Origin of the sequence: Thermomonas sp., from assembly GCF_041919455.1 — a bacterium.
In the GTDB taxonomy this organism is placed as follows: Bacteria; Pseudomonadota; Gammaproteobacteria; order Xanthomonadales; family Xanthomonadaceae; genus Thermomonas.
Map to the genome: position 1 here is coordinate 166,352 of NZ_JAYRTQ010000002.1, position 26,148 is coordinate 192,499.

Annotated in this window: 27 protein-coding genes and 1 other RNA gene; 21 read left to right on the forward strand and 7 right to left on the reverse strand. The window is 69.2% G+C overall.

What is annotated here, in order from left to right; translation table 11 throughout:
* The first annotated feature begins 16 nt into the window (after nt 1-16).
* The 4 genes from ribH to ACE3T8_RS02020 all read left to right on the forward strand — a co-directional run bounded on the left by ribH (nt 17) and on the right by ACE3T8_RS02020 (nt 2,145).
* Nucleotides 17-484: a 6,7-dimethyl-8-ribityllumazine synthase gene (gene ribH / locus ACE3T8_RS02005; RefSeq protein WP_374606384.1), complete on the forward strand. Its 468-nt coding sequence runs from the start codon at nt 17-19 to the stop codon at nt 482-484.
* Nucleotides 481-942 (forward strand): transcription antitermination factor NusB, encoded by a 462-nt coding sequence (nusB, locus tag ACE3T8_RS02010; RefSeq protein WP_374606386.1) that lies wholly within the window; start codon nt 481-483, stop codon nt 940-942. The genes ribH and nusB overlap by 4 nt, the downstream gene beginning before the upstream one ends.
* Before the next feature lie 14 nt (nt 943-956).
* The gene (gene thiL, locus ACE3T8_RS02015; protein ID WP_374606387.1) at nt 957-1,913 is read left to right on the forward strand and encodes a thiamine-phosphate kinase; all 957 of its coding nucleotides are present in this window, start codon (nt 957-959) and stop codon (nt 1,911-1,913) included.
* A gap of 106 nt (nt 1,914-2,019) precedes the next feature.
* Nucleotides 2,020-2,145, forward strand: coding sequence for a hypothetical protein (locus ACE3T8_RS02020; protein WP_374606388.1), 126 nt, complete (start codon nt 2,020-2,022; stop codon nt 2,143-2,145).
* 9 nt (nt 2,146-2,154) lie between these two features.
* Here the strand turns inward: ACE3T8_RS02020 and ACE3T8_RS02025 are convergent, their stop codons facing one another.
* The 4 genes from ACE3T8_RS02025 to ACE3T8_RS02040 all read right to left on the reverse strand — a co-directional run bounded on the left by ACE3T8_RS02025 (nt 2,155) and on the right by ACE3T8_RS02040 (nt 4,800).
* Nucleotides 2,155-2,541 carry a hypothetical protein gene (locus ACE3T8_RS02025; RefSeq protein ID WP_374606389.1) on the reverse strand — a complete coding sequence of 129 codons (387 nt, stop codon included), beginning with the start codon at nt 2,539-2,541 and terminating at the stop codon, nt 2,155-2,157.
* A 99-nt stretch (nt 2,542-2,640) separates the two neighbouring features.
* Complete coding sequence (locus ACE3T8_RS02030) at nt 2,641-3,009, reverse strand: hypothetical protein (RefSeq protein ID WP_374606390.1); 369 nt, start codon at nt 3,007-3,009, stop codon at nt 2,641-2,643.
* Between the two features lie 77 nt (nt 3,010-3,086).
* On the reverse strand, nt 3,087-3,491 hold the full coding sequence (locus ACE3T8_RS02035) for a YraN family protein (protein ID WP_374606391.1): 405 nt from the start codon (nt 3,489-3,491) through the stop codon (nt 3,087-3,089).
* Nucleotides 3,478-4,800, reverse strand: a complete 1,323-nt coding sequence (locus ACE3T8_RS02040) for a penicillin-binding protein activator (protein ID WP_374606393.1) — start codon at nt 4,798-4,800, stop codon at nt 3,478-3,480. Before ACE3T8_RS02040 ends, ACE3T8_RS02035 begins: the two co-directional genes overlap by 14 nt.
* Before the next feature lie 61 nt (nt 4,801-4,861).
* Between ACE3T8_RS02040 and rsmI the strand changes: the two genes are divergently transcribed.
* A complete protein-coding gene (rsmI, locus tag ACE3T8_RS02045) occupies nt 4,862-5,686 on the forward strand; it encodes a 16S rRNA (cytidine(1402)-2'-O)-methyltransferase (RefSeq protein WP_374606395.1) in 825 nt (274 codons plus the stop codon).
* 156 nt (nt 5,687-5,842) lie between these two features.
* On the opposite strand, the gene rnpB is transcribed toward rsmI, so the two are convergent.
* Together rnpB and ACE3T8_RS02055 are read right to left on the reverse strand one after the other, a co-directional pair.
* Nucleotides 5,843-6,285, reverse strand: an RNA gene (rnpB, locus tag ACE3T8_RS02050) — RNase P RNA component class A.
* Between the two features lie 148 nt (nt 6,286-6,433).
* Nucleotides 6,434-7,201, reverse strand: a complete 768-nt coding sequence (locus ACE3T8_RS02055) for an NRDE family protein (RefSeq protein ID WP_374606397.1) — start codon at nt 7,199-7,201, stop codon at nt 6,434-6,436.
* Between the two features lie 331 nt (nt 7,202-7,532).
* Here ACE3T8_RS02055 and mraZ point away from each other — a divergent pair, with 331 nt between their 5' ends.
* The 15 genes from mraZ (at nt 7,533) to lpxC (ending at nt 24,504) form a co-directional block, all read left to right on the forward strand.
* Nucleotides 7,533-7,979, forward strand: a complete 447-nt coding sequence (gene mraZ, locus ACE3T8_RS02060) for a division/cell wall cluster transcriptional repressor MraZ (RefSeq protein ID WP_374353380.1) — start codon at nt 7,533-7,535, stop codon at nt 7,977-7,979.
* Entirely contained in the window at nt 7,976-8,989 is a 1,014-nt protein-coding gene (rsmH, locus tag ACE3T8_RS02065) for a 16S rRNA (cytosine(1402)-N(4))-methyltransferase RsmH (RefSeq protein WP_374606399.1), read from the forward strand. The genes mraZ and rsmH overlap by 4 nt, the downstream gene beginning before the upstream one ends.
* Nucleotides 8,986-9,252 carry a cell division protein FtsL gene (gene ftsL, locus ACE3T8_RS02070; RefSeq protein ID WP_374606401.1) on the forward strand — a complete coding sequence of 89 codons (267 nt, stop codon included), beginning with the start codon at nt 8,986-8,988 and terminating at the stop codon, nt 9,250-9,252. The genes rsmH and ftsL overlap by 4 nt, the downstream gene beginning before the upstream one ends.
* A 128-nt stretch (nt 9,253-9,380) precedes the next feature.
* Nucleotides 9,381-11,117, forward strand: coding sequence for a peptidoglycan D,D-transpeptidase FtsI family protein (locus ACE3T8_RS02075; RefSeq protein ID WP_374606463.1), 1,737 nt, complete (start codon nt 9,381-9,383; stop codon nt 11,115-11,117).
* Nucleotides 11,114-12,601: a UDP-N-acetylmuramoyl-L-alanyl-D-glutamate--2,6-diaminopimelate ligase gene (locus ACE3T8_RS02080; RefSeq protein WP_374606402.1), complete on the forward strand. Its 1,488-nt coding sequence runs from the start codon at nt 11,114-11,116 to the stop codon at nt 12,599-12,601. Before ACE3T8_RS02075 ends, ACE3T8_RS02080 begins: the two co-directional genes overlap by 4 nt.
* Nucleotides 12,598-13,983 (forward strand): UDP-N-acetylmuramoyl-tripeptide--D-alanyl-D-alanine ligase, encoded by a 1,386-nt coding sequence (murF, locus tag ACE3T8_RS02085; RefSeq protein WP_374606404.1) that lies wholly within the window; start codon nt 12,598-12,600, stop codon nt 13,981-13,983. The genes ACE3T8_RS02080 and murF overlap by 4 nt, the downstream gene beginning before the upstream one ends.
* The gene (gene mraY, locus ACE3T8_RS02090; protein WP_374606406.1) at nt 13,973-15,070 is read left to right on the forward strand and encodes a phospho-N-acetylmuramoyl-pentapeptide-transferase; all 1,098 of its coding nucleotides are present in this window, start codon (nt 13,973-13,975) and stop codon (nt 15,068-15,070) included. The genes murF and mraY overlap by 11 nt, the downstream gene beginning before the upstream one ends.
* On the forward strand, nt 15,070-16,425 hold the full coding sequence (gene ftsW, locus ACE3T8_RS02095) for a putative lipid II flippase FtsW (protein WP_374606407.1): 1,356 nt from the start codon (nt 15,070-15,072) through the stop codon (nt 16,423-16,425). The genes mraY and ftsW overlap by 1 nt, the downstream gene beginning before the upstream one ends.
* A 26-nt stretch (nt 16,426-16,451) precedes the next feature.
* Entirely contained in the window at nt 16,452-17,504 is a 1,053-nt protein-coding gene (gene murG / locus ACE3T8_RS02100; RefSeq protein WP_374606464.1) for an undecaprenyldiphospho-muramoylpentapeptide beta-N-acetylglucosaminyltransferase, read from the forward strand.
* Nucleotides 17,504-18,961 carry a UDP-N-acetylmuramate--L-alanine ligase gene (gene murC, locus ACE3T8_RS02105; RefSeq protein ID WP_374606408.1) on the forward strand — a complete coding sequence of 486 codons (1,458 nt, stop codon included), beginning with the start codon at nt 17,504-17,506 and terminating at the stop codon, nt 18,959-18,961. Before murG ends, murC begins: the two co-directional genes overlap by 1 nt.
* Entirely contained in the window at nt 18,958-19,938 is a 981-nt protein-coding gene (locus ACE3T8_RS02110) for a D-alanine--D-alanine ligase (protein ID WP_374606410.1), read from the forward strand. The genes murC and ACE3T8_RS02110 overlap by 4 nt, the downstream gene beginning before the upstream one ends.
* Nucleotides 19,935-20,753, forward strand: a complete 819-nt coding sequence (locus ACE3T8_RS02115) for a cell division protein FtsQ/DivIB (RefSeq protein ID WP_374606412.1) — start codon at nt 19,935-19,937, stop codon at nt 20,751-20,753. Before ACE3T8_RS02110 ends, ACE3T8_RS02115 begins: the two co-directional genes overlap by 4 nt.
* Nucleotides 20,750-21,985 carry a cell division protein FtsA gene (ftsA, locus tag ACE3T8_RS02120; RefSeq protein ID WP_374606414.1) on the forward strand — a complete coding sequence of 412 codons (1,236 nt, stop codon included), beginning with the start codon at nt 20,750-20,752 and terminating at the stop codon, nt 21,983-21,985. The genes ACE3T8_RS02115 and ftsA overlap by 4 nt, the downstream gene beginning before the upstream one ends.
* Before the next feature lie 118 nt (nt 21,986-22,103).
* Nucleotides 22,104-23,351 carry a cell division protein FtsZ gene (gene ftsZ / locus ACE3T8_RS02125; protein ID WP_374606415.1) on the forward strand — a complete coding sequence of 416 codons (1,248 nt, stop codon included), beginning with the start codon at nt 22,104-22,106 and terminating at the stop codon, nt 23,349-23,351.
* A 238-nt stretch (nt 23,352-23,589) separates the two neighbouring features.
* Nucleotides 23,590-24,504 carry a UDP-3-O-acyl-N-acetylglucosamine deacetylase gene (lpxC, locus tag ACE3T8_RS02130; RefSeq protein WP_374606416.1) on the forward strand — a complete coding sequence of 305 codons (915 nt, stop codon included), beginning with the start codon at nt 23,590-23,592 and terminating at the stop codon, nt 24,502-24,504.
* 125 nt (nt 24,505-24,629) lie between these two features.
* Here lpxC and ACE3T8_RS02135 read toward each other — a convergent pair whose 3' ends face one another.
* The gene (locus tag ACE3T8_RS02135; protein ID WP_374606418.1) at nt 24,630-25,121 is read right to left on the reverse strand and encodes a DciA family protein; all 492 of its coding nucleotides are present in this window, start codon (nt 25,119-25,121) and stop codon (nt 24,630-24,632) included.
* 5 nt (nt 25,122-25,126) lie between these two features.
* On the opposite strand from ACE3T8_RS02135, the gene ACE3T8_RS02140 reads away from it, so the two are divergent.
* Entirely contained in the window at nt 25,127-26,053 is a 927-nt protein-coding gene (locus ACE3T8_RS02140) for a peptidoglycan DD-metalloendopeptidase family protein (protein WP_374606420.1), read from the forward strand.
* Nucleotides 26,054-26,148: the final 95 nt, after the last annotated feature.

A 26,148-nucleotide genomic window follows, 5' to 3' on the forward strand; every position in this document is an offset into this window, starting at 1 on the left:
GCCCCAGGCCGACCCCATGCCGTACATCGAAGGCGATCTGCGCGCCCCGCAAGGCGCCCGTTTCGCGATCATCGCCAGCCGCTGGAATCCGCGCATCGTGGATGCGCTGGTGGATGCCGCGCGCGCGACGTTCATCGGCAACGGCGTGGAGGAAACCGCTGTCGACGTGGTGCGCGTCCCCGGTGCCTGGGAATTGCCGATGGCCGCGCGCGACATCGCCCTGGCCGGCAAGCATGCGGCGATCGTCGCGCTGGGCTGCGTGGTCCGCGGCGATACCCGCCATTACGAGCAGGTGGCCGATGGCGCGTCCGACGGCTTGATGCGCGTGGCGCTGGACACCGGCGTGCCGGTGCTCAACGGGGTGCTGGCGGTGGACCGCTTCGAGGATGCCGCGGCCCGCGCCGGCGGCAGCCATGGCAACAAGGGCGAGGAGGCGGCATTGGTAGCGATCGAAATGGCGAACCTGCGGGAGAAACTGGCATGAACCGGCATCGCAACGACGGCATCGACCCCGTGGCCCGCTCGCGTTCGCGCCGGCGCGCATTGCAGGCGGTCTATGCCTGGCAGTTGAGCGCGACCAGCGAAGGCGCACTCATCGCCGAATTCGCCCACGAACAGGCGCACGAAATCGCGGACCTCGAATACTTCGAGGACCTGGTCCGCGGCGTGCTCCGCCACGTGGCGCAACTGGATGCCGCGCTGGCCGGTTACATCGACCGCAAGGTGGACGAGGTCGACCCGATCGAACGCGCCGCGCTGCGCATCGCCGCCTACGAATTGCTGCATCGCCCCGACGTGCCGTATCGCGTGGTGATCAACGAAGCGATCGATTCGACCAAGCGCTTCGGTTCCGAGCACGGCCACACCTACGTCAACGGCGTGCTGGACAAGGCGGCGCTGGCCTTGCGCGGCACCGAGTCGCAGGCGGCGCGCCCGCGCTGAGGCACGGAGCCTCGGTGGACAGCACGGTCGCCGAATTCGACCTGATCGAACGCATCCGTCGTCGCGTCGCGAAACGCGACGACGTGCTGCTCGGCATCGGCGACGATGCCGCGCTGCTGCAGCCACCTGCCGGCATGCAATTGGTCGTGGCGATGGACACGCTCAACAGCGGCGTGCATTTCCCGCCGGAGACCGCCCCCGCCGACATCGGCTGGAAGGCGCTGACGGTGAACCTGTCCGACCTTGCCGCGATGGGCGCATTGCCGGCGTGGTGCACCTTGTCGTTGTCCCTCCCGGAGGCCAATGGCGAATTCGTCGATGGCTTCCTCGACGGCTTCCTCGCGCTCGCCTCGCAACATGACCTCGCGCTTGTCGGCGGCGATACCACGCGCGGGCCGTTGTCGATCTGCGTGGCGGTGCACGGCTTCATCGAGCCGGGCCAGGCATTGCGTCGTGATGGCGCGCGCGCCGGCGACGACCTCTGGGTCAGCGGCACGCTGGGCGATGCGGCGGCGGCACTGTCGCAGTGGCAGTCAGGCGACGCGATGGATCCGGCACTGCGCGTGCGCCTGGACCGGCCAACGCCGCGCATTCCACTCGGTCGCGCGCTGCGCGGCATCGCGACATCCTGCGTCGATGTCTCCGATGGCCTGCTGGCGGACCTTGGCCATGTATGCAAGGCGAGCGGCGTCGGCGCGCTGGTCGACGTGGATGCGCTGTCCGCTTCGCCGACGTTGCGCAGTGGTTTCGACGCCGACGCGCGGCGCATGCTGCAGGCCACCGGCGGCGACGACTACGAACTGTGTTTCACCGCACCGGCTACATCGCGCGAAGCGGTGATCGAAGCGGCATCGACGCAGGCGCCAGTGGCGCGCATCGGTCGAATCGTGGCCGGGCGTGGGGTGTCTGCCGTGGATGCGCAGGGCGTGGCGTGGCAGCCATCAGTGGCGGGGTTCCGCCACTTCGAATAAGCGCATGCTTGCATGCCGTGCCGGAGGTCATCCCGACCACGCGCACTGTGCATGCCGCTGCATCGCCGCGCATCCTGACCGTCACATTCGTGCAGGTGGGACGACGATGGGCAGGAAATTCCTGGTGGGCATGGCGCTGGTGGCGATCCTCGGCGCGGTGGGCGCGAGCGGCTACCAGTTCGGCAAGTTCCTCAAGGAACGCGAGCGCGCCGCGGCGATGCCCTCTGGGTGACGCGGGACGTCAGCGTCCGCGCCGGCCAGCGCTATCCGGGGCGTCGTTCGGACCCTTCGGTTCGGGCAAGGCCTTCACCAGCGGTTCGACAAGGGCGAGCGGAATCACCGTGGCCTTGCCGTCGCCGATCAGGCCAGGCTGCGATTCCATCGCACTGTCCGGCGATACCGCGGCATTCACCGGTAGCAGCGGTGCGGTGACGCGCAGATCCTTCGCAACCGGCACCTGGCCGGTGACATCGCGGTACAAGGCAAGGGCCAGCATCACCGACGCCAGCGTGCTGGGGTGGGTGCCATCCGGGTACAGCTTGGTACCGGGCTGCGCTTGCTGCAGGGCGACCAGGGTACCCGCTGCATCGAAGATGCCTGCCGCGTGCTTCCTGGCGAGCATGCGCACGCTGCGATCCAGTTTTCCCTGCCAGCGTTCGTCCGGCCCCCAGGTGCCGAACAGCAGTACCTTCGCACCGCTCGCATTGCCGAGATCGGCGAAATCGCGCTACGCGCGATCACTGGCGGCGCAAGGGGCCTTGCGTTGCTCCTGTGCGCTCGCCATGCACGCGGCAAGGTGCCCGCCCTGTTCCTGCAGCACGATGGCATCGAACTTGCGCGCACGCAGTGCTGCGGCGACATGGCCTTCATCGAGGCGGTCATCCAGGGTGCCGCCCGGTGCCGCGTATGTTTCCGTGACGATGGTCGTGCCCTGCGAGGCACCGACGGCGCGCAGGAGCGCGGGCAGGTTGTTGGTGTAGGTCAGGCTGTTGCCGACCAGCAGCACGCGGTAGTCCTGCGGCGCGGGTGCCTGCGCTTGCACGCCGGCGAAGGGGGCGAGCAGCAGGCAGAGGGCGAGCAGTGGGCGAGGGAACATGGCAGTCGGCATGCAGGGAAACGTTGGAGCGTACGGGTTCGCGCGGAATGCTGCCTATGCCGTTGGTTGGCCGTCGCTCAGGCGTCGTCGACGCGGAAGGCGTCCTGCAGCCACTCCAGCATGGGCGTGGCGGGATCGCCGCTGGCGACGACCACGTCGAAGCGGCAGGGCGCGTCGGCGTGTTCGGGATGCTGTTGCAGGAACGCCTGCGCCGCGCGGACCAGGCGACGGCGCTTGCCCGCATCCACCGAGGCCGCGCCGCCGCCAAAGGCGGAACTGGCGCGGTAGCGCACCTCGACGAAGACCACGGCATGGCCATCGCGTGCGCGCGCGTCGAGCATGACCAGGTCGACTTCGCCGTCGCGGGCGGCGGCATTGCGCGAGATCAGGCGCAGGCCCCGGGCCTGCAGGTGGGCGAGCGCGGCGGCTTCCACCGCGTCGCCACGGATCCGGCGCGGGGTGCGCCGGTCAGCGGGCACCATCGGCCAGCGGCACCGGCACGCCGCCGGCGAAGCGCGACCAGCCGGGGACGCGCAGCACGTTGCCGAAGCCATCCAGGCTCAAGCGTCCGGTCGCGCCGGCCACGTCGCCGTTGTTCGACGTCGCCAGCCGTTCCAGGTAGCCGGTCAGCAACCAGGCGTCATGGCCGAAGGCGAACAGGCGCGCGGCCGGCCCCTTGGCGGTATCCACGCGGGCCGCGGCGCTGGCCTGCGAGGGCAGGCCGTCGACACTGCGCACGGCCCAGGCTTCGGTCGGGTAGACGATGCCGTCCAGCGCGGCGTCCTCGGCCGGCTTGCCGGTGCCAGAGACGATCTGCGACGTTGCGACGCGCGTCGCCGTGGTGATGCCCGCCAACGCAAGACGTGGCATCAGCGCGCGTGCCTGCGTGCCCTTCACCACCAGCAGCACGGCATCGACGCCCTGCGCGGATGCGATGTCCTCGGTGACCTGCACGCCACGGCGTTCGAGCTGCGCCCTGGCGGTACCGGCGGTGCGCCGTTGCGCGTCTTCGCCCCCGGTCTGGATCAAGACGCGCTTGGCGCCACGCTGGATCAGGTACTGGGCCAGGCTGATGCCCTCGTCTTCCGGCGACAGCGAGAACGCCGCGCTGCCGGCAGGTGGGGTGTGGCTGCCGCGGTTCAGCGCCAGGAGCGGCACGCGCGGCGTGTCGTCGGCGAACACCGCGTCGACTTCGTCGCGGCCGAGCGGGCCGACCACGAAGTCGTTGCCCTCGGCGGCCGCGCGCGCATAGGCAGCGCTGGCGCCCGCGGCGGTGTCGTAGAAACGTACCTCGGGGCGGCGCCGACGCTCACCGTAATAACCAGCCAGGAAGCCATCACGCACGGACGCCGCGGCTGCGGACTGCCCGCCGCTCAGCGGCAGCAGCACGCCGACCTTCAGCGGCGGGCGGTAGCCGTCGCGATCCGCGGCCGGTCGGTCGGCGGCACCGAAGCTGACATCGCCGCGATCGAACGGGCGCGGCAGCGGCAGCCCGCGGTTGAGCAGGGCGCGGCCGGCAAAGGAATACAGCGGATCGCCGACCGGCAGGCGCGCGGCATCGCGGGCCAGTGCGGCATCGTCCAGCCCGGCCAGCAAGGCCTCGATGCGGCCGGAATTGGCGCTGCGCGCGGGCCCCGACAGGGCGGCATGGCCCTGCGCCAGTGCCTGCGCTTCGGTGAAGGCGGCGCTGTAGGCGGAGGTCGCGGCGGCGGGCTGCTGCACCTCGACGCTGGCGCAGCCGGCCAGGGCAGCCAGCAACAGGACGGCGATGGCGGTGTGTTTCAGGGCCACGTGTCGGCGCTCGTTCGGGAACCGGCTAGGATTCTACCCGCGACCACGCTCAAGGCAGGCGATGCAACGTTCCGGAACCCTGTTCGTGGTGGCCACGCCGATCGGCAACCTGGGGGATTTCAGCGCGCGCGGGCGCGAGGTCCTGGCCTCGGTCGCCGCGATCTGCGCCGAGGACACCCGCCGCAGTGGCCAGTTGCTCGCCCATTTCGGCATCGCGACGCCGCTGCTGGCCCTGCACGAGCACAACGAGGACGCGATCGCCCGGAAGATCGTGGCCCGCCTGCTGGCCGGCGACTCGCTGGCGCTGGTGTCCGATGCCGGTACCCCGTTGGTCAGCGATCCCGGCTTCCGGCTGGTCCGCGCCGCCCGCGAAGCCGGCGTCCAAGTCAGTCCGGTGCCCGGTGCCAGCGCCCTGGTGGCGGCGCTGAGCGTGGCCGGACTGCCCAGCGACCGCTTCATCTTCGAAGGCTTCCTGCCGGCCAAGCCCAAGGCCCGCCGCGAGCAACTGCAGGGGCTGGCCAGCGAGCCGCGCACGCTGATCTTCTACGAGTCCTCGCACCGCATCGAGGAGGCGCTGGACGATGCCGTGGCCGCGTTCGGCGCAGAGCGTCCCGCGGTACTGGCGCGCGAACTCACCAAACTGTTCGAGACCGTCCTCGACGGCACCCTGGCGCAGTTGTCTGAACGCGTGCGCGCCGACGACAACCAGCGCAAGGGCGAATTCGTGCTGATGGTGCACGGAGCCTGCGAGGACGCCGATGCGAAGATCGTCGAAGGGCGTCGCATCTACGCGACCCTGGCCAAGCACCTGCCGCCGTCGACCGCCGCCAAGCTGGCATCGGAGTTGTCCGGCGCGCCGCGCAAGGCGCTCTACGGCGGCGAGTGAGCCGAAACAGCGGACCCAGCCCCCTGAGTCAGGGGGCGATTCGCGCCTCAGGCGCGAATGGGGGTGTGGAGAGACATAGCGGGCCCCGTGATTTCGATGTTTTTGCGCAGCACAAACATTGAAATCATGGGCACCTTTCATGCGCAGCATGAAAGGTGGCGGAGCCGGCCGATAAGCCGGGTTCTGTCGTGGACAGTCATTCCTCTAGGCGCATCGTCACCGATACGCTCAAGCAACCTACCCGGAGACACCGCGGGCCGCGGCATTGCCTCCCTATTTGGTCTTGCTCCCGGTGGGGTTTGCCGTGCCGGCCTGTTGCCAGGCTCGCGGTGCGCTCTTACCGCACCATTTCACCCTTGCCTGTGCCCTGCCACCCCTTTGCCGTCTCTGGAGCGACTTGGCCGGCTTCGCCGGCAAGTGGCTTGGAGATCACCGCTTCGATCAGCGGCGACAAAGGGGTGACAGGGCCATCGGCGGTATCTTTCTGTTGCACTTTCCGTCGGCTCGCGCCGCCCAGGCGTTACCTGGCACCGTGCCCTGTGGAGCCCGGACTTTCCTCGGCATCGATTGCTCGATGACGCGACTGTCTGGCCGACTCCGCCACGCGCATTGTCGCACGTGTGGCTTCAGTCACCGCCGACCAGCACGGTTTCGCCCTCGAACAGGCCCTCTGGGCCGAAGTTTCGTAGCCCGGATAAGGCCGGATGTCGCATCCGGGGGCTCACACGCGAAGCCCCGGATGCGCTGCTACAGGAGCGGCTGGTTGACCAGCACGGTTTCGCCCTCAAACACGCCCTCCGGGCCGAAGCGGCGCTCGTGGATGCGGCTTTCGCCATAGTGGCCGATCAGGATCACCGTGCTGGCGCGGGTGCCGTAGTCCTGGCCACGGATGAAGGCGGGCGACAACCGGCGTTCCAGCGCCAGGCCGACGCCGGTATCCGGCAGGTCGGCATCGGCGGCCTGGCGCTCGTCGGCCAGTGCCTGCCAGAGTAGGGCGAGGTCGTCGTGGCCGGCATCGACCCAGGCCTGCAGGGCCTCGCGCAGGCGGCGGGTCTTCGGCCAGGACGCATCGAAGGCGCCGTTGGACAGGCCGTGAACGCCGGGCGTGACCGCGGGCGCGCCGCTGGCGGGATGGTTGCCGACATAGGCGCAGGCGTCGGCATCGGCCAGCACCAGGTTGAACGGGGCGTAGTCGCCAGCGATCCCGGCCAATCCCTTGGCATGGGCTGCCGCGGATCGGTCGCCGGCGAGGAAGTCGACCGGAAGGGCGCCGCGCGAGAGGCCATTGAAGGCGGGCGGCAGGCCGTCGCGGACATTGGTGATCACCGCGACCCGGCCGTCGCGGCCCAGCCCCACCCAGGTCCCGCCGGAGCGGAGGTCGCGGCCAGCCAGGATCCCGGTGCCGGGCCAGACGGCCAGCGGTGCCGTCGGTCGACCATGGAATTCATCGCGATTTCCAGCCAAGGCCAGTCGCCAGCGAGGGTGGGACTTCCAGGCGAAGGCGACCAGGCACATGGCGCGCATTCTGGCAGAGGCATCGCGGTTTCACGGGCGAGGTTTTTGCGTCGCAACATGGCGGGCTTTGGATATGAATGGCGGGCTCGCGCGATGTGCCGAATGTCACAGATTCTCAAAAATTGAGACGAAACAGTGGCTTGTGGATAAAGCTTGAACAAGTCTCTGAAGATTGCTGCAAGTCCTTGAACGGACAGGTGAAAAGTCCTGTGGATTGTTGTTGACAAGGGCATAGGCCCTGCCTAATGTGGCGACTCGTGGGAAAACCGGGAAATTAGTGGTTTTCTCGTCATGAACTCCGCCTTAGACGGAGGCGACGCAGGGTAGGGGCATGTTCCAGGGCGAGACCGCCATCACCATCGACGACAAGGGCCGGCTGGCGATCCCGACCAGCTACCGGGACCTGGTCGCGCGCGAGTGCGGCAACCGCCTGGTCGTCACCTACAACCCGTTCGAGGCCGGCTGCCTGTATCTCTACCCACTGCCGGTCTGGGAAAAGGTCCGTGATCAGGTCAATGCCCTGCCGCGCACCAGGAAGAACAGTCGCCTCCTGCAATTGAAGCTGGTCGGTGCCGCGGCATTCGCCGAGCCCGACGGCAGTGGTCGCATTTCCCTGCCGGCCAGCCAGCGCAGTGCGGTCGGCATCGAGAAGAAGGCGGTGCTGCTGGGCATGGGCGACAAGTTCGAGTTGTGGAGCGAACAGGCCCACCACGAACAGATCCGGCAGACGCTGGGCGATGCCGACCTGGGCGACGACTTGCAGGATCTGGTGTTGTGAGTACGGGTGGCGCGGCCATCGCGTCCACCCACCTCCCCGTGATGTTCGCCGAGGTCATGGACGGTCTGGCGGTGAAAGTGGATGGCACCTATCTGGATGGCACGTTCGGGCGCGGCGGGCATGCGCGCGGGGTGTTGCAGCGACTCGGGCCGGGAGGCCGCCTGCTGGTGATGGACAAGGACCCCGAGGCGATCGCCGTGGCCAAGCAATTGGCCAACGACGATGCGCGCGTGTCCTGGCATCGCGGCAGCTTTGCCGAGCTGGCGGGTTGGTCGGCGGCCGGCGATGGCCTGGACGGCGTGCTGTTCGACCTCGGCGTGTCCTCGCCGCAGCTGGACGTCGCCGAGCGCGGCTTCTCGTTCGGCAAGGACGGCCCGCTGGACATGCGGATGGATCCGGAGTCCGGCGAGAGCGCCGCCGAGTGGCTGGCGCGTGCCGACGAAAAAGAGATCGCCGACGTGCTGTGGACCTGGGGCGAGGAAAAGCAGTCGCGCCGGATCGCCCGCGCCATCGTGCAGGACCGGGCGACCAAGCCGTTCACCCGCACCGCCGAACTGGCGGGATTGATCGCACGGCTGATGCCGCGCAACGACAAGAAAGCGCATCCGGCGACGCGCACCTTCCAGGCGATCCGCATCTTCATCAATCGCGAGCTGCTCGACCTGGAGCTCGGCCTGGATGCGGCGATGGCGCGACTGAGGCCGGGTGGCCGGCTGGCGGTGATCAGCTTCCATTCGCTGGAAGACCGCATCGTCAAGCAATTCATGCTCCGCCACGCCAAGGCACCTCCGACGAACCGGCGGATGCCGGTCGAGATCGACTTCACCCCCTCGCTGCGCCTGGTCGACGGCGCGCAGAAGGCGGGCGAGGCCGAACTGGCCGCCAACCCGCGCGCGCGCAGCGCGGTGCTGCGCGTCGCCGAGCGCATCGGAGGTGAAGAGGCGCGTGTGCGAGCCACTGGCTCGCGCGCCGATGAACGCCCGAGCACTGTGCGCGAGGGCTGGGCATGAACGGCAAATTGCTGCTCGGCGCGCTGGTCCTGGCCAATGTGGCCACCGCGCTGCTGGTGGTGCGCGACCGCCATGAGCATCGCCAGGCCTTCGTGGCGCTGAGCAAGCTGGAGCGCGCGCGCGACGAGCTCAACATCGAATTCGGCCGGCTGCAGCTGGAGCAGGCGACCTGGGCGGAGAGCAACCGCGTCGACCAGGTCGCGCGTTCGCGCCTGGGCATGGTGTTCCCGCGCACCGAAGACATCGTGGTGCTGCGCCGATGAAGCTGTTCGGCAAGCAGCTGCCGTTTTCCGGACGCCCCGATGGGGAGCGCCGCGAGCGCGCGCGGCCGACCGCGGGTCACCGTCCGCGCGCGCAACGCAACGGCTTCGACCTGCGCAGCCGGCTGCTGATGGTCTGCGGGGCGCTGGCACTGTGTTCGGTGGCGCTGATCGCGCGCGCGCTGGACCTGCAGGTCATCGACCGTGCGTTCTACCAGCAGCAGGGCGATGCCCGGTTCGTCCGCGAGATCCCGATCGCGACCTCGCGCGGGATGATCACCGACCGCAACGGCGAGCCGCTGGCGATTTCCTCGCCGGTGGAATCGATCTGGGCCAACCCGAAGGAACTGCTGAAGTCGCCGTCCCGGCTGCCGGCGCTGGCGCGTGCGTTGGGCATGCCGCAGGACGAGCTGGCCAGCCGCCTGAGCCAGCGTGCGGGCAAGGAATTCGTGTATCTCAAGCGCCGGATCAACCCGGACGAAGCGGCGCGCATCCTGGCGCTGGACATCCCCGGCGTGGCCAGCCAGCGTGAATACCGCCGCTTCTACCCGCAGGGCGAAGCGGTGGCCCACGTGCTGGGGTTCACCAATATCGACGACCGCGGCCAGGAAGGCCTGGAGCTGGCCTTCGACGACTGGCTGCGCGGCACTCCGGGCGCCAAGCGCGTCATCCGCGACCGCCGCGGGCAGATCGTCGAGAGCGTGGACCTGGTCCGCGCGGCCCAGCCGGGCCGCGACCTGGCGATCAGCATCGACCGCCGCATCCAGTACCTGGCGCATCGCGAGCTGCGCAATGCGCTCAACATCACCGGCGCGAGCAGCGGCTCGGCGGTGGTGCTCGACGTCGCCACCGGCGAAGTGCTGGCGATGGTGAACCTGCCGACCTTCAACCCGAACGCCGTCGGCACCAGTCCGCGCGATGCCCACCGCAATCGCGCGGTGACCGACCTGCTGGAGCCGGGGTCGACGATGAAGCCGCTGACCGTGGCCGCGGGGCTGGAAGCCGGCGTGATCACTCCCACCTCGCTCTTCAACACCAGCCCCGGTTGGATCCCGAACGGCCGTTACCGCACCACCGACACCCACAACTACGGCGTGCTGGACACCACCGGGGTGATCCGCAAGAGCTCGAACGTGGGCGCCTCGCTGATCGCCAAGCGCCTGGGCGATGCCCAGTTCGATGCCTTCCTGCGCCGCTTCGGCTACGGCCACGTCACCGGCAGCGGCTTCCCGGGCGAAGCCGCCGGCCTGTTCCCGAGCCACCAGCGCTGGAGCGGCACCAGCAAGCAGACCATCAGCTACGGCTACGGCCTGAACGCCACGCCGCTGCAGATCGCCACCGCGTACGCGGCGCTGGGCAATGGCGGGCTGTTGCACCAGCCGAGCTTCGTCAAGGGCCAGCACGGCACGCCGAAGCAGGTGCTGGATCCGGCGATCGCCAACCAGGTGCTGCACATGATGCAGACCGTGACCGAGCCTGGCGGCACCGCGACGCAGGCGGCGATCCTGGGCTATCACGTGGCCGGCAAGACCGGCACCTCGCGCAAGGCCAGCGCCGGCGGTTACTCGCGCCGCTACATCGGTTACTTCGCCGGCTTGGTGCCGGTGGACAAGCCGCGCTTCTCGATGGTGGTCGCGATCAACGACCCCACCAAGGGCTCGTACTACGGCGGCATCGTCTCCGGCCCGGTGTTCCGCAACGTCATGGAAGGCGCGCTGCGGATGATGGACGTGTCGCCCGACAACCTGGACGCCTGGCTCGCCGCGCAGGCTGCGGCCGAGGCCAAGCGTGCCAAGGCAGCGGGTCATGCCGTGCCGGTGCAGGCCGTGGCCGATGCCGCCACTGCCGCCGCGGGAGCGCTGCAATGACGCGCTCGATGCTGCTCAGCGAATTGCTGCCGGAACTCGAAGGCCTGTCGGCCGACCTGGCCGTCACCGGCCTGGTGATGGACAGCCGCGAAGTGCGGCCGGGCGATGCCTTCGTCGCCATCGCCGGCTTCGGCGCGCATGGCCTGAACTTCGTCGATGCCGCGCGCGAGGCCGGCGCCACGGCGATCCTGTTCGAGCCGCCCGCGCCGGAAGCCCTGCCGGCGCCGGAAGACGCGATCCCGGTGACCGGCCTGCGCGCGCGCATGGGCACGATGGCCGACAGCTTCCACGACCACCCGAGCGCGGCGATGACCACGGTCGGGGTGACCGGCACCAACGGCAAGACCTCGACCGTGCAACTGCTCGCCCAGGCCTGGACCTTGCGCGGGCAGAAGGCGGGCACCGTCGGTACGCTCGGTGCCGGCATCTGGCCGAAGATCGTCCCGACCGGCTTCACCACCCCGCTGGTGCTGCGCATGCACGCGCTGCTCGCCGAATTGCGCGACGAAGGCGCGCAGGCGGTGGCGATGGAAGTGTCCTCGCACGCGCTGGACCAGGGCCGCGTGGATGGCGTGCATTTCGACGTCGGCGTGTTCACCAACCTCACCCGCGATCACCTGGACTACCACGGCGACATGGCCAGCTATGGCGCGGCCAAGGCGCGGCTGTTCGACTGGCCGGGCCTGCGCGCCGCGGCGGTGAACCTGGACGATGCGTTCGGCCGCGAGTTGTTCGAGGCGGTCGGCGGCAAGGTGCGCGCGGTCGGCTTCTCCTCGCGCGGCGCGGCCGGCGCCAGCGTGCGCGCCGACGACGTGCAACTGGACGGCAGCGGCATCCGTTTCATGCTGGACGCGGGCGGCCAGGCGCATCCGGTGCGTTCGCCGCTGCTAGGCCGTTTCAACGTGGACAACCTGCTGGGCGTGGCTGCGACCCTGTTCGCACTGGGCATGGCGCCGGCGCTGGTCGCCGAAACCCTGTCACAGCTCGCACCGGTCGATGGCCGTATGAACCGCCTCGGCGGCGAGGGCGGCCTGCCGCTGGTCGTGATCGATTACGCGCATACCCCGGATGCGCTGGAACAGGCACTGGCCTCGCTGCGCGCGCATACCGCCGGCGCGCTGACCTGCGTGTTCGGCTGCGGCGGCGAGCGCGACCGCGGCAAGCGTCCGCAGATGGCGGCGATCGCCGAGCGCCTGGCGGACCGCGTCATCGTCACCGACGACAATCCGCGCAACGAGGATGGTGACGTGATCGTCGCCGACATCGTCGAAGGCTTCGCCGATACCACGCGGGTGCTGGTGCAGCGCGACCGCGCCGCCGCCATCGCGCAGGCATTGGCCAACGCCGGTGCGGACGACGTGGTGCTGGTCGCCGGCAAGGGCCACGAGCCCTACCAGGAAATCGCCGGCATCCGCCATGCGTTCGATGACACTGCGGTCGCCCGCGAGTTGTTGCGCCGTCGCCCGCAGGGGCTGCACGCGTGACGCCGCGCTCGCTCGCCTTCATCGCGCAGGCCACCGGCGGTCGCCTGGTGGGTGCGAATCGCGTGGTCGATGGTGTCGCCACCGACACCCGCGCATTGCCGGGCGGCGATGCCTTGTTCGTCGCGCTCAAGGGCGAACGATTCGATGGCCATGCGCACGTGCAGGCGGCGATCGACGGCGGTTGCGTGGCCGTGCTGGTCGCGCATGAACTCGCCATCGACGCGCCGCAGGTCATCGTCGCCGACACCGAGCGCGCGCTGGGTGCATTCGCCGCGGCGGTGCAGCGCGAGCGCCATACGAAGGTGCTGGCGATCACCGGCAGCAACGGCAAGACCTCGGTGAAGACCCTGCTGCTCTCGATCCTGCAGCAACTCGGCGGCGCCTATGCCAACCCGGGCAACCGCAACAACGAGATCGGCCTGCCGCTCGCCGTGCTGGACGCGCCGGACGATGCGCGCTTCGCGGTGTACGAGATGGGCGCCGGCAAGCCGGGCGACATCGCCTACCTGACCGCGATCGCGCGTCCCGACGTGGCGCTGGTCAACAACATCGCACCCGCGCACCTGGAGCGAATGGGCAGCCTGCTCGGCGTGGCCGAGACCAAGGGCGCGATCCACGATGCGCTGCCCGCCGATGGCGTGGCGGTGGTCAATGCCGACGACAGCTTCGCCCCATCTTTCATCGAACGCGCGCAGGGTCGCCGCGTGCTGCGTTTCGGCATCGATGCCGCGGCCGAGCTGCAGGCACGCGATATCCAGCTCGTTGCAAATGGCGCGCGCTTCGTGCTGGCCGCACCGACCGGCGACATCGCGATTGCCTTGCCGATGCCAGGCCGCCACAACGTGCGCAACGCGCTGGCCGCCGCGGCAATGGCGATCGCGGTTGGAGCCAGCCTGGAACAGGTCCGCGCCGGCCTGGAAGCGGTGCAGCCGGTGGCAGGCCGCCTGGTCGCGCACGCATTGCGCAGCGGTGCGGTGCTGGTCGATGACAGCTACAACGCCAATCCGGGCTCGCTCGCAGCGGGCATCGACACCCTGGCGAGCAGCGGCGACGAAGCGTGGCTGGTGCTGGGCGACATGCGCGAACTCGGTGCAGGCGAAATCGCCCTGCACGCGCAGGCCGGGCAGCAGGCGAGGGCCGCCGGCATCGTCCGCCTGTTCGCGCTGGGCGACTTGAGCGCGCATGCCGTCGCGGCGTTCGGCGACGGCGCGCAGGCATTCGATTCGCACGAGGCACTGGCCGATGCGCTGGCCGCCGATTTGCACGCGGGGGTGCGGGTGCTGGTGAAGGGATCGCGCGGCAGCGCGATGGATCGCATCGTCAAGGCGCTGCTGCAGCGCGACGCGGCGGAAAACGGCGGGGGAACGACCGATGCTGCTTGAACTGACCCGCTGGCTGGAACAGCTGCAAAGCCTGTTCGGCCTGTTCAACTACCTGACCTTCCGCGCCATCCTGGGCGCGCTGACCGCGCTCGCGCTGTCGCTGTGGTGGGGGCCGGCGATGATCCGCAAGCTCGCCACGCTCAAGGGCGGCCAGCCGATCCGCAAGGACGGCCCGCAATCGCATTTCTCCAAGGCCGGCACGCCGACCATGGGCGGCGCACTGATCCTGCTCACCGTGCTGGCCTCGGTGCTGCTGTGGGCCGACCTGCGCAACAAGTACGTGTGGGTGGTGCTGGTGGTGATGGTCGGCTTCGGCGCGATCGGCTGGTGGGACGACTGGATCAAGATCGTCAAGCGCGACCCCAACGGCATGCGCTCGCGCACCAAGTACGCCCTGCAGTCGGTGCTCGGCCTGGCCGCGGGCCTGTTCCTGTACATGACGGCCGACGTGGACGCCGCGACCACCTTGTACATCCCGTTCTTCAAGAACGTGGCGCTGCCGCTGGCCGGCATCGCCGGCGCGATCTTCTTCGTCGGCATCGCGTATTTCTGGATCGTCGGCTTCTCCAACGCGGTCAACCTGACCGATGGCCTGGACGGGCTGGCGATCATGCCGACGGTGCTGGTGGCCTGCGCCCTGGGTGTGTTCGCCTATGCCTCCGGCCACGCGGTGTTCTCGGCCTACCTGGGGATTCCCAAGGTCCCGGGTGCGGGCGAGCTGGTGGTCATCTGCGCGGCGATCGCCGGCGCGGGCCTGGGCTTCCTGTGGTTCAACACCTACCCGGCGATGGTGTTCATGGGCGATATCGGCGCGCTGGCGCTGGGCGCGGTGCTGGGCACCGTCGCGGTGATCGTGCGCCAGGAACTTGTACTGGTGATCATGGGCGGCATCTTCGTCATCGAAACGCTGTCGGTGATGATCCAGGTGGCCAGCTTCAAGCTCACCGGCAAGCGCGTGTTCCGGATGGCGCCGATCCACCACCACTTCGAACTGAAGGGCTGGCCGGAACCGCGGGTGATCGTGCGCTTCTGGATCATCAGCGTGGTGCTGGTGCTGGTCGGTTTGGCGACGTTGAAGATCCGCTGATGAGCGCGACGACCTTCGACCACGCCTCGCACGACAGCCGCCGCCAGGCGACCCGCGTCGACGACATCGGCGGGCGCTTCGACCCGTGGCTGCTCGGCGTGGCGATCGCGCTGGGCTGCACCGGGGTGGTGATGGTCGGTTCGGCCGCGGTCGCCGGCGCGGGCATGGACGTGGGTCCCTGGTATTTCCTGACCCGCCACGTGATGTTCCTGGCGGTCGGCGTGGTGCTGGCGGCGATCGCCATGCGCACCGAACTGAAGACCATCGAGCAATACAGCCAACTGCTGCTGCTGGCTTGCTTCGTGCTGTTGCTGCTGGTCTACGTGCCGGTGCTGGGCAGCACGGTGAATGGCGCGCGGCGCTGGATCAACCTGGGCGTGTCCAAGTTCCAGGTGGTGGAGGCGGTCAAGGTCCTCTACATCGTCTGGCTGGCGAGTTACCTGAAGCGCTACAGCGAGGACGTGGCGGTCACCTGGATGGCGATGCTGAAGCCGGTCGCGGTGGTCGGCGCGCTGGTGGTGCTGCTGCTGATGCAGCCGGACTTCGGTTCCTCGGTGCTGCTGCTCGGCATCACCATCTGCATGCTGCTGCTGGGCGGCGCGCCGATCCAGCGGATCATCCTGCCGATCCTGCTGATGGTGCCGGCGCTGGTGCTGCTGGTGGTGTTCGAGCCCTACCGCATGCGTCGCGTGACCTCGTTCATGGATCCGTGGCAGGACCAGCTCGGCGCCGGTTACCAGCTGAGCAACGCGCTGATGGCGATCGGCCGCGGCGAATGGCTGGGCGTGGGCCTGGGCGCTTCGGTACAGAAGCTCTCCTACCTGCCGGAAGCGCATACCGACTTCATCTTCTCGGTGATCGCCGAGGAGCTCGGTTTCGCCGGCGCGTGCGCGATCGTGGCGATGTACGTGCTGCTGGCCGGCCGCGCATTCTGGCTGGGCCTGAAGTGCGTGGAGATGAAGCGCCACTTCGCCGGCTACATCGCCTTCGGCATCGCCCTGTGGATGGCGCTGCAGAGCTTCGTCTCGATCGGCGTCAACCTGGGCTTGCTGCCGACCAAGGGCCTGACCCTGCCGCTGATTTCCTCCGGCGGTTCCAGCGTGCTGATGACTTGCGTGGCGATGGGCCTGCTGTTGCGCGTGTCCTGGGAATACGAACGCGCCGCCCGGCAAGTCGCGAAGTTGCGCGGGCTGGCGAGCCAGCCGCCGGCCGGTCCGGGTCCGGAGACCGCGCAGCCGCCGCTCCCGTCCGACAGCGGCACGCGCGGCACCAGCCGCCTGCGCCAGCGCATCGAGCCCGGCATGGGCACGCGCAGCGAAGCCACCGCGGCGCCCGTGCTGAGGAGGTCGCGTTGAACAACGCCGCGCCCCTCGTGGTGATCATGGCCGGCGGTACCGGCGGCCACATCTTTCCTGGCCTTGCGGTCGCGCAGGCGCTGCGCGACCGCGGTGCCCGCGTTGCGTGGCTGGGCGCTGCAGGCGGCATGGAAACGCGGCTGGTGCCGCCGCACGACATCGCCATCGACACCATCGCGGTGGCTGGGGTGCGCGGCAAGGGCTTCGCGACCCTGCTGACTGCACCGATGAAACTCCTGCGCGCGGTGCGCGATGCCGCGCGCGTGCTGCGCGCGCGCCAGCCATCGGCGGTGGTGAGCTTCGGTGGGTTCGCCGCCGGGCCGGGCGGGATCGCCGCGCGCATCGCCGGCATTCCGCTGCTGGTGCACGAACAGAACCGTGCCGCCGGCATGACCAACAAGGCGCTGGCGAAGGTCGCCAAGCAGGTGCTGGTCGGCTTCCCGCAGACCTTCGCCCGCGAAACGCATGTCGGCAATCCGGTGCGTGCGCAGATCGCGCAGGTGGCTGCTCCGGAACATCGCGACTTCAACCACGGCGGCGCGCTGCGCCTGCTGGTGCTGGGCGGCAGCCAGGGCGCGCGCGCGTTGAACAACGCAGTACCGCAAGCAGTGGCTGCGCTGGGCCTGCCGGTGGAGATCCTCCACCAGGCGGGAGAGAAGATGCTCGAAGACGCACGCAAGGCCTATGCCGATGCGGGCGTCGTCGCCAATGTCGAACCCTTCATCGCCGACATGGCCGCGGCCTACGCGCATGCCGACCTGGTGGTCTGCCGCGCCGGCGCGCTGACGCTTGCCGAACTGTGCGCGGTCGGCGTGGGCAGCGTGCTGGTGCCGTTCCCGCAGGCGGTCGACGACCACCAGACCCGCAATGCCGAATTCCTGGTCGAGCGTGGCGCGGCGTTGCTGCTGCCGCAGGGCGAGGACCTGGCCGCGCGCCTGCAGCCGCTGCTCGCCGAGCTCGCCGCGGATCCGGGCAAGCGCCTGGCGATGGCGACAGCCGCACGTGCGCTGGCCAGGCCGGATGCCGCCGCACGCGTCGCCGACGCGGTGCTGGAAACCATTCGCAAGGAGGCCGCCTGATGTCCATCAACAGCCTGCGCCTGCAGCAGATCGGCGACCTCGCCAAGGCGTTCCCGCGCGTGCACTTCGTCGGCATCGGCGGCGTCGGCATGAGCGGCATCGCCGAGGTGTTGTGCACGCTCGGTTACCAGGTCAGCGGTTCCGACAATGCCGACAACGCGGTGACCCGCCGGCTGGCGTCGCTGGGGGCGACCATCAGCAAGGGCCATGCCGCCGCCAACGTGCTGGATGCCGATTGCGTGGTGGTCAGCAGCGCGATCAAGCCCGACAACCCGGAGCTGCTGGAAGCGCGCTCGCAACGCATCCCGGTGGTCCCGCGCGCGGAAATGCTGGCCGAGCTGATGCGCTTCAAGCGCGGTATCGCGGTGGCCGGCACCCACGGCAAGACCACCACGACCTCGCTGCTCGCCAGCGTGCTGGCCGAAGGTGGGCTGGACCCGACCTTCGTCATTGGCGGGCAGTTGCTGGCGGCCGGCGCGAATGCGCGGCTCGGCGACGGCCAGTGGCTGGTGGCCGAAGCCGACGAGAGCGACGGCAGTTTCCTGCGCCTGAACCCGGCGGTCGCGATCGTCACCAACATCGATGCGGATCACCTGGAGAACTACGGCGGCGACTTCGCCCGGGTGAAGGCGGCGTTCAACGAATTCCTGCACCGGCTGCCGTTCTACGGGCTGGCGGTGCTGTGCATCGACGATGCCGAAGTGGCCGCGCTGGCGGAAAACACCCCGCGCCACGTTGTTACCTATGGCCTGAGCGCGCCGGCGGACGTGCGCGCCGAGGACATCCGCCAGCAGGGCGGGCGCATGCACTTCACGCTGTGCCTGCCGGACGGGTCGCGCACGTCGTGCACGCTGGCGTTGCCGGGTCGGCACAACGTGCAGAACGCGCTGGCCGCCTGCGCGGTCGCCTGGCAGCTGGGCGTGGGCAACGACGCGATCGCGCGCGCGCTGGAACAGTTCGCCGGCATCGGCCGCCGCTTCAACCAGCTGGCGAAGTTGCCGCTCGCCGGTGGTGGCGACGTGGTCCTGGTCGACGACTACGGCCACCATCCCAAGGAACTCGCCGCGGTGTTCGATGCCGCGCGCGGTGGCTGGCCGGACAAGCGGCTGGTGGTCGCGTTCCAGCCGCATCGCTACTCGCGTACCCGCGACCTGTTCGACGATTTCGCCGCGGTGTTGTCCGGCGTCGACGCGCTGGTGCTGACCGAGGTCTACCCGGCCGGTGAGGCGCCGATCGCCGGCGCCGATGCGAAGTCGCTGGCGCGTTCGATCCGCACCCGCGGCCGGGTCGATCCGGTCGTCGTCAATGGTGCGACCGACCTGCGCGATGCGCTTGCCGGCGTGCTCCGCGACGGCGACCTGCTGTTGCTGATGGGCGCCGGCGACATCGGCGCGGCCGCGCAGCACATCGCGCGCAGCGGCCTGCAAGGCACATCCTCTCCTGGAGCAAGCGCATGAGCGCCGACCGTCCGTTCCCGCCGCTGCGGGTGAGCGATGCGCGCGATTTCGGCCGCGTCGCCGTGCTGATGGGCGGCACCAGCAGCGAGCGCGAGGTGTCGCTGGATTCCGGTCGCAACGTGCTGGAGGCGCTGCAGGCGCGCGGCGTGGATGCGCATCCGGTCGACGGTATCCCGGCGCTGGTCGACGCGCTGGTGCACGGCCAGTTCGACCGCGTCTTCAACATCCTCCACGGCAACCGCGGCGGTGGCGAGGATGGCGTGCTGCAGGGCTTGCTGGAAGCGCTGGAAGTGCCGTACACCGGCTGCGGCGTGCTGGCCAGCGCGCTGACCATGGACAAGATCCGCACCAAGCAGGTGTGGCAGAGCGCCGGCCTGCCGACGCCGAAATTCGTGCGCGTGCCGCACGGCGGCGACCTGCGCGCAGCCGCCTTGGATCTCGGCTTCCCGGTATTTGTGAAGCCGTCGAGCGAAGGCTCCAGTGTCGGCGTGTTCCGTATCCTTGCCGAGGCCGATCTGGAGCCGGCGGTTGCGTTTGCGGCGGGCTACGGTGGCGAGTTGATGGCCGAGCAGATGGTGCAGGGCGATGAATACACCGTCGGCATTCTTGGCGACGTCGCGCTGCCGTCCATCCGCATCGTGCCCGCGGGCGAGTGGTACGACTACCACGCCAAGTACGTTGCCGACGACACTCAATACCTCTGCCCCGGCATGGAAGGGGATGACGAGCACGCGATTCGCACACTCGCGTTAGCTGCGTTCCACGCTGCTGGGTGTAGTGGCTGGGGACGCGTGGACGTGATGCGAGACCGCGTGCGCGGGTTGCAGCTGATCGAAGTGAACACCGCGCCGGGCATGACCAGTCACTCGCTGGTGCCGAAGGCGGCGGGCCAGCGTGGGGTGTCGTTCGAGGAACTGTGCTGGCGGATCCTCGAGCAGACCTTGCCGGCGAATGATGGGGAGCGCGCTGACGCATGAGCGCGATGCTGCGACTGCTGGCCTGGGTCCTCGCGGTGGCGCTGGTCGCGCTGCCGGTGGTCGCCGTGGTCAACGGTTGGGTCGGCGGCACGCAATGGCCGCTGCGCACGCTGCGCGTGCAGGGCGACCTGCTGCAGGTCGACCAGGCGCGCTTGCGCGCGACCGTCCTGCCGTATGCGAAGCGGGGCTTCTTCGCGGTGGAGCTGGACCGCATCCAGGCCGCGGTCGGTGCGTTGCCGTGGGTGGAGCGCGCGGAAGTGCGCAAGCACTGGCCCGACGTGCTGGAAGTGCGGATCAGCGAACATCGTCCGTTCGCGCGCTGGGGCAAGGATCGCCTGCTGTCCGAGCACGGCAAGCTGTTCTCGGCGGCGGGCGTGCAGGTGCGCGCGGGCCTGCCGCAACTCGATGGCCCGGACACCCAGGTGGCCGATGTCGTGGCCCTGTACAACCAAGCGCGCGAGCGCCTGGCCAATGCCGGTGGCGTGCGCGGTGCCGGCATGGACAAACGCGGCAGCTGGTCGATCACCCTCACCGACGGCACCGAAGTCGTGCTGGGCCGCAACGATCCCGAACAACGGCTGGAACGCTTCGCGCCGCTGCTGCCGCGGCTCGCCGCGCAGCATCCCGGGCAGCGCCTGGTGCGCGCCGACCTGCGTTACACGAATGGTTTTTCGCTGAGCTGGGCTGCGTTGCCGAAGCCCGCCGCCCTGCCGAGTCCGATGCAGGAAACAACCCCGCACCCTCAGCCGCTTGAGGCGACTTCGAGCTCCCCTGCAAGCCGTGCAGGGAGCGAACCAACGCAAGGAACCACATGAACCGCAAGGGCGACAAGTCGCTGATCGTCGGCCTCGATATCGGGACCTCCAAGGTCACCGCGCTGGTCGGCGAATACGCGCCGGGCGAACCGATCGAGGTGATCGGCATCGGCTCGCATGAGTCGCGCGGGCTGCGCAAGGGCGTGGTGGTCGACATCGATTCCACCGTGCAGTCGATCCAGCGCGCGGTGGAGGAAGCCGAACTAATGGCCGGCTGCGAAGTGCGCAGCGTGTACGCCTCGATCAGCGGCAACCACGTGCAGTGCCGCAACTCGCAGGGCATCGCCCCGATCCGCGACGGCGAAGTCAGCTACGGCGACCTCGACCGCGTGCTGGAGGCGGCCAAGGCCGTCGCGATCCCGGCGGACCAGCGCATCCTGCATGCGATCCCGCGCGACTACGTGCTGGACGATTCGCAGGAAGGCATCCGCAACCCGGTCGGCATGACCGGCGTGCGCCTGGAAGTGCATGCGCACCTGGTGGTGTGCGCGCAGTCGGCCGCCGCCAACATCACCAAGTGCGTGCAGAAGTGCGGGCTGCAGGTCGATGACCTGGTGCTGTCCTCGCTGGCGTCGAGCACCGCGGTGCTGACCCCGGACGAACGCGAGCTGGGCGTGGTGCTGGTCGACATGGGCGCCGGTACCACCGACATCGCGGTGTTCGTGCAGGGTGCGATCAGCCATACCGCCTCGTTGCCGGTGGCAGGCGACAAGGTCACCGAAGACATCGCGCACATGCTGCGCACGCCCACGCCGGAAGCCGAGCAGATCAAGGTGCGCTACGCCTGCGCGCTGGCGCAACTCGCGCGCGCCGAGGAAAGCATCCAGGTGCCCAGCGTCGGCGATCGTCCGCCGCGGCGGATGCCGCGCCACGCGCTGGCGCAGGCGGTGCAGGCGCGCTACGAGGAAATCTTCGAGATGGTGCAGGCGGAACTGCGCCGCAGCGGCTTCGAGCAACTGGTGCGCGCGGGCATGGTCCTGACCGGCGGCGCGTCGAAGATGGAAGGCGTGGTCGAACTGGCCGAGGAAATGCTGCAGATGCCGGTGCGCATCGGCATTCCCCAGCACGTCAGCGGGCTGGGCGAAGTGGTCGGCAACCCGGTGCACGCCACCGGCGTGGGCCTGCTGCTGATGGGCAGCCAGATCGAGAATCCGCGCCGGCCGCAGCTTCGCGATGGCCGCGCATTCGGCTGGATGGACAAGGTGAAGAACTGGTATCGCGGCCAGTTCTAGGCAAGGGGCGTCGCCGCGAGGGCGCGGCGGCGCGATGAAGGCGGCAGGCAGGGTGGTCCGGGCAAGACAACAACCCAAGCGATCTCACACAAGCACGACATAACAAGAGGACACGGACATGGCGCAGACATTCGAACTGGTCGAGAAGATGGCACCGAACGCGGTGATCAAGGTCATCGGCGTGGGCGGCGGCGGCGGCAACGCAGTCGCGCACATGGTCAACAGCAGCGTGGATGGGGTGGAATTCATCACCGCCAACACCGACTCGCAGGCGATCAAGAATTGCGGCGCCAAGTTGCAGCTGCAGCTGGGCGGCAACGTCACCAAGGGCCTGGGCGCAGGCGCCAACCCGGAAGTCGGCCGCCAGGCCGCGCTGGAAGACCGCGACACCATCATCGACGCGCTGACCGGCGCCGACATGGTGTTCATCACCGCCGGCATGGGCGGCGGCACCGGTACCGGCGCCGCGCCGGTCGTTGCGCAGGTCGCCAAGGAGATGGGCATCCTGACCGTCGCCGTGGTCACAAAACCATTTCCGTTCGAAGGCCGCCGCCGCATGCAGGTGGCGCTGAAGGGCATCGAGGAACTGAGCCAGCACTGCGACTCGCTGATCACCATCCCCAACGAGAAGCTGATCACCGTGCTTGGCCGCAACGCGACCATGATCCAGGCCTTCCGCGCCGCCAACGACGTGCTGCTCGGCGCGGTGCAGGGCATCGCCGACCTGATCGTGCGTCCGGGCCTGATCAACGTCGACTTCGCCGACGTCCGCACCGTCATGTCCGAAATGGGCCTGGCGATGATGGGCAGCGGCAGCGCACGTGGCGACGACCGTGCCCAGGCCGCGGCGGAGGGCGCGATCCAGAATCCGCTGCTCGACGACGTCAACCTGTCCGGCGCCAACGGCATCCTGGTCAACATCACCGCCGGCCCCGACTTCACCATGGCCGAGTTCGACGAAGTCGGCCGCACCGTGGAGCAGTTCGCCTCGGAAGACGCGACCGTGGTCATCGGCACCGTGCTGGATCCGGAGATGCAGGACGAAGTGCGCGTCACCGTGGTCGCCACCGGCCTCAATCGCGCCACGAGCAGCGGCCGCCAGCCGGCCCCGCGCAGCGAAGCCCGCTACGACAGCGGCTTCGACGCCCCGCGCCGCCCGCAGGTGCAGCTGATCAACACCCAGGGCAAGCGCGACGGCACCACCGGCCTGATGATCGACGAGGTCTCCGATCCGTTCGTGCCTGGCGCAAACACCGGCTTCGTCGGCGGCCTGCGCCGCAATGTCGATGCGGGTCCGGCCGTGGCCGAGCTGCCGAAGGACGATTACCTGGACATCCCGGCGTTCCTGCGTCGCCAGGCGGATTGAGTTTGAAGCGTCGTCCCGGCTTGCGCCGGGATGACAGCGCCCGCGTTATGTCCTTTCGCACGCCGGGTTGCCCGCCCGGCGTGATTTCCGGTCGGTCGGCGTCATGCCGGCCGGCCCTTTTGCCCCGCGCAAACAGCTCGCAGGCGAGTTTCCATGGCGCGTGGCGACGCGTCGTAGCCGCATCGCAAGCGTTTCTTATCGAGGCGCGGTTCAGCCATCTGGGTGGTAATCTGCGCCGATGCTTCGCCAACGCACCCTCAAGAACCTGATCCGCGCCACCGGCGTGGGGTTGCACGGCGGCGAGAAGGTCTTCCTCACCCTGCGCCCGGCGCCGATCGATACCGGCATCGTCTTCCGCCGCATCGACCTGGATCCCGTGGTCGAGATCCCCGCCAGCGCCGCGCTGGTGACCGAAACCACCCTCTGCACCGGCCTGAGTTGCGACGGCGCCAAGGTGCAGACCGTCGAGCACCTGATGTCGGCCTTGGCCGGCCTGGGCATCGACAACATCTACATCGAGTTGACCGCACCCGAAGTGCCGATCATGGATGGCTCGGCCGGCCCGTTCGTGTTCCTGCTGCAATCCGCCGGCATCGCCGAGCAGAACGCGCCCAAGCGGTTCCTGCGCATCCGCAAGCATGTCGAGGTGCGCGAGGGCGACAAGCTCGCCAGCTTCAGTCCGCACGACGGCTTCCGCGTCGGCTTCACGGTCAAGTTCAACCATCCGGCGATCCCGGACACGCTGTCGCGCGCCGAAGTCGATTTCTCGACCAGCGCCTACGTCAGCGAGGTCAGTCGCGCGCGCACCTTCGGCTTCATGCAGGACCTGGAGTACATGCGCGAGCGCAACCTGGGCCTGGGCGGCTCGATGGACAACGCGATCGTGCTCGACGAGTTCCGCGTCCTCAATGAGGACGGCCTGCGCTACGCCGACGAATTCGTGCGCCACAAGATCCTCGACGCGGTCGGCGATCTCTATCTGGCCGGTCGGCCGATCATCGGCGCCTACGAGGGCTACAAGTCCGGCCACGCCCTCAACAACAAGCTGGTCCGGGCCCTGTTGGCCGATGCCGAAGCGTGGGAAGAAGTCAGTTTCACCGATCCGGTGGCGCCGCCGCCGGTGGTCTACGGGGACGCCGTCCCGGCGACCTGAGCCAGTTCGCCCGCGTGCCCGGCCTGTGACCAGGGGCACGCATTCAGCTGAATCGTTAGTCTTTATTTAACAAAATCACGGACTTGTGACGTTAGGATGCCCAGCCGGCCGGGTTGGGTGCGTTCCTACGTCCCCCGCCGCCCGGGTTTGCGGTTTCCCCCAGCGCGCTGTTCCGACATGTCGGGCGCGTCAGACCGCAACAGTGCCAAGGCAGCCGCCAGTCCCGACTGGCCGGCCGCCGACATTGGTGGAGCGGTTGTCGCGGCTGGCGGGATCGGTCGCAACGGTTGGCTCGTCGTCCTGACGGTCAACCCCGCCACATCGAGCCCGACGGATCGGGCAGCGTCGACCAGTTCCTGCGTGGCCAGCCGCAATTTGGCATGCCACACCGGGCCATCGACGACGAAAACGAGCTTGTCGCCACGAACGTTCGCCAGCCGCGCATGCGCGGCCAGAACGGGCGGCAGGTGGGGACGCAACAACTGGTCCACCGCGTCGAGCCACAGCGCCCGGCGCAGGGTGCCGCCTTCGGCCCCGTCGAGCAGCGCTTGCAGCGCCGCGCGCGGACCCGAAGGAGGCGTCGCCCCCGCTGGGGGCGTGGACCGAGAACCAGGCATACCCGATGACCGAAACAAGCAAGTCACACGATACCCGCCGGCGCGTCATCGCGCAGGCACAGGCTTTCCGCTTCTGGGCGATGCGCCGTCCGTTGGCCGCCCTCGGCGTGCTGCTCGGCGCCGGCTTGCTGCTCGGCGCAGGTGGCCGCAGCGTGGTGGGCATGGCCGAGGTCGAAGCCATGCAGGCCGCCGAGGCGAATCGCCAGGCCGAGCTGGCCAAGGTCCGCCGCGACGCCCAGCGCGAAGTCAACGCCCTGGCTGCACGGCTGGCCGAGCTGCAGGCGCAGGCCAACCGCCTGAACGCCCTCGGCGCGCGCCTGACCCAGGCCGGCCAGCTGCAGGACGGTGAATTCGAGTTCGACAAGCCGGTCGGCCAGGGTGGCGCCGGTCGAGCCAGCGACATGCCGCCGGCCGAGTTGCGCCGCGGCATCGGCCTGCTGGAAGGCGAGTTCGGCCGCGCCGACACCCAGTTGTCGGTGCTGGAGAGCCTGCTGTTCAACCGCGCGCTGGATCGCAACGCGATGCCGTCGCGCGACCCGATCGCCAACAGCTACATCACCTCCGGCTTCGGCGGCCGCGCCGATCCGTTCGGCGGCGGCCACCAGTTCCACAAGGGCATCGATTTCGAGGCCGACGTCGGCGACCCGGTGCTGGCCGTGGCCGATGGCGTGGTGAGCTATTCCGGCGTGCGTTCCGGCTACGGCAACGTGGTCGAGGTCGACCACGGCAACGGCTACGTGACCCGCTATGCGCACAACTCCAAGCTGGAACGGCAGGTCGGCGACCTGGTGCGTTCGGGCCAGGAGATCGCCAAGGCCGGTTCCAGCGGCCGCTCCACCGGTGCCCACGTGCACTTCGAGGTCTGGCAGGACGGCGCGGTGGTGAACCCGCGCAAGTTCCTGGCGGTGACGTCCAGCGGCGCGCACCGCTGAGACCGCTTCCCGTCCGTCCATCCGCCTTGCGGCCTGGACGTGCGGGGAGGGGGCATCGCCTGTTTGCCCCGTCCCGGCGCCCCGCTTGAAGCGGG

Coding starts and splice junctions, on each gene's coding strand:
- ACE3T8_RS02140 (WP_374606420.1), top strand. CDS start 25,127: ATGACCGAAACAAGCAAGTCACACGATACCCGCCGGCGCGTCATCGCG.
- ftsL (WP_374606401.1), top strand. CDS start 8,986: ATGAACGGCAAATTGCTGCTCGGCGCGCTGGTCCTGGCCAATGTGGCC.
- ACE3T8_RS02055 (WP_374606397.1), bottom strand. CDS start 7,201: ATGTGCCTGGTCGCCTTCGCCTGGAAGTCCCACCCTCGCTGGCGACTG.
- ACE3T8_RS02080 (WP_374606402.1), top strand. CDS start 11,114: ATGACGCGCTCGATGCTGCTCAGCGAATTGCTGCCGGAACTCGAAGGC.
- murG (WP_374606464.1), top strand. CDS start 16,452: ATGGCCGGCGGTACCGGCGGCCACATCTTTCCTGGCCTTGCGGTCGCG.
- ACE3T8_RS02075 (WP_374606463.1), top strand. CDS start 9,381: ATGGTCTGCGGGGCGCTGGCACTGTGTTCGGTGGCGCTGATCGCGCGC.
- ACE3T8_RS02035 (WP_374606391.1), bottom strand. CDS start 3,491: ATGGTGCCCGCTGACCGGCGCACCCCGCGCCGGATCCGTGGCGACGCG.
- lpxC (WP_374606416.1), top strand. CDS start 23,590: ATGCTTCGCCAACGCACCCTCAAGAACCTGATCCGCGCCACCGGCGTG.
- ftsW (WP_374606407.1), top strand. CDS start 15,070: ATGAGCGCGACGACCTTCGACCACGCCTCGCACGACAGCCGCCGCCAG.
- ACE3T8_RS02110 (WP_374606410.1), top strand. CDS start 18,958: ATGAGCGCCGACCGTCCGTTCCCGCCGCTGCGGGTGAGCGATGCGCGC.
- ACE3T8_RS02030 (WP_374606390.1), bottom strand. CDS start 3,009: ATGTTCCCTCGCCCACTGCTCGCCCTCTGCCTGCTGCTCGCCCCCTTC.
- ACE3T8_RS02135 (WP_374606418.1), bottom strand. CDS start 25,121: ATGCCTGGTTCTCGGTCCACGCCCCCAGCGGGGGCGACGCCTCCTTCG.
- nusB (WP_374606386.1), top strand. CDS start 481: ATGAACCGGCATCGCAACGACGGCATCGACCCCGTGGCCCGCTCGCGT.
- ftsA (WP_374606414.1), top strand. CDS start 20,750: ATGAACCGCAAGGGCGACAAGTCGCTGATCGTCGGCCTCGATATCGGG.
- rsmI (WP_374606395.1), top strand. CDS start 4,862: ATGCAACGTTCCGGAACCCTGTTCGTGGTGGCCACGCCGATCGGCAAC.
- mraZ (WP_374353380.1), top strand. CDS start 7,533: ATGTTCCAGGGCGAGACCGCCATCACCATCGACGACAAGGGCCGGCTG.
- mraY (WP_374606406.1), top strand. CDS start 13,973: ATGCTGCTTGAACTGACCCGCTGGCTGGAACAGCTGCAAAGCCTGTTC.
- ribH (WP_374606384.1), top strand. CDS start 17: ATGCCGTACATCGAAGGCGATCTGCGCGCCCCGCAAGGCGCCCGTTTC.
- murC (WP_374606408.1), top strand. CDS start 17,504: ATGTCCATCAACAGCCTGCGCCTGCAGCAGATCGGCGACCTCGCCAAG.
- ftsZ (WP_374606415.1), top strand. CDS start 22,104: ATGGCGCAGACATTCGAACTGGTCGAGAAGATGGCACCGAACGCGGTG.
- ACE3T8_RS02020 (WP_374606388.1), top strand. CDS start 2,020: ATGGGCAGGAAATTCCTGGTGGGCATGGCGCTGGTGGCGATCCTCGGC.
- ACE3T8_RS02115 (WP_374606412.1), top strand. CDS start 19,935: ATGAGCGCGATGCTGCGACTGCTGGCCTGGGTCCTCGCGGTGGCGCTG.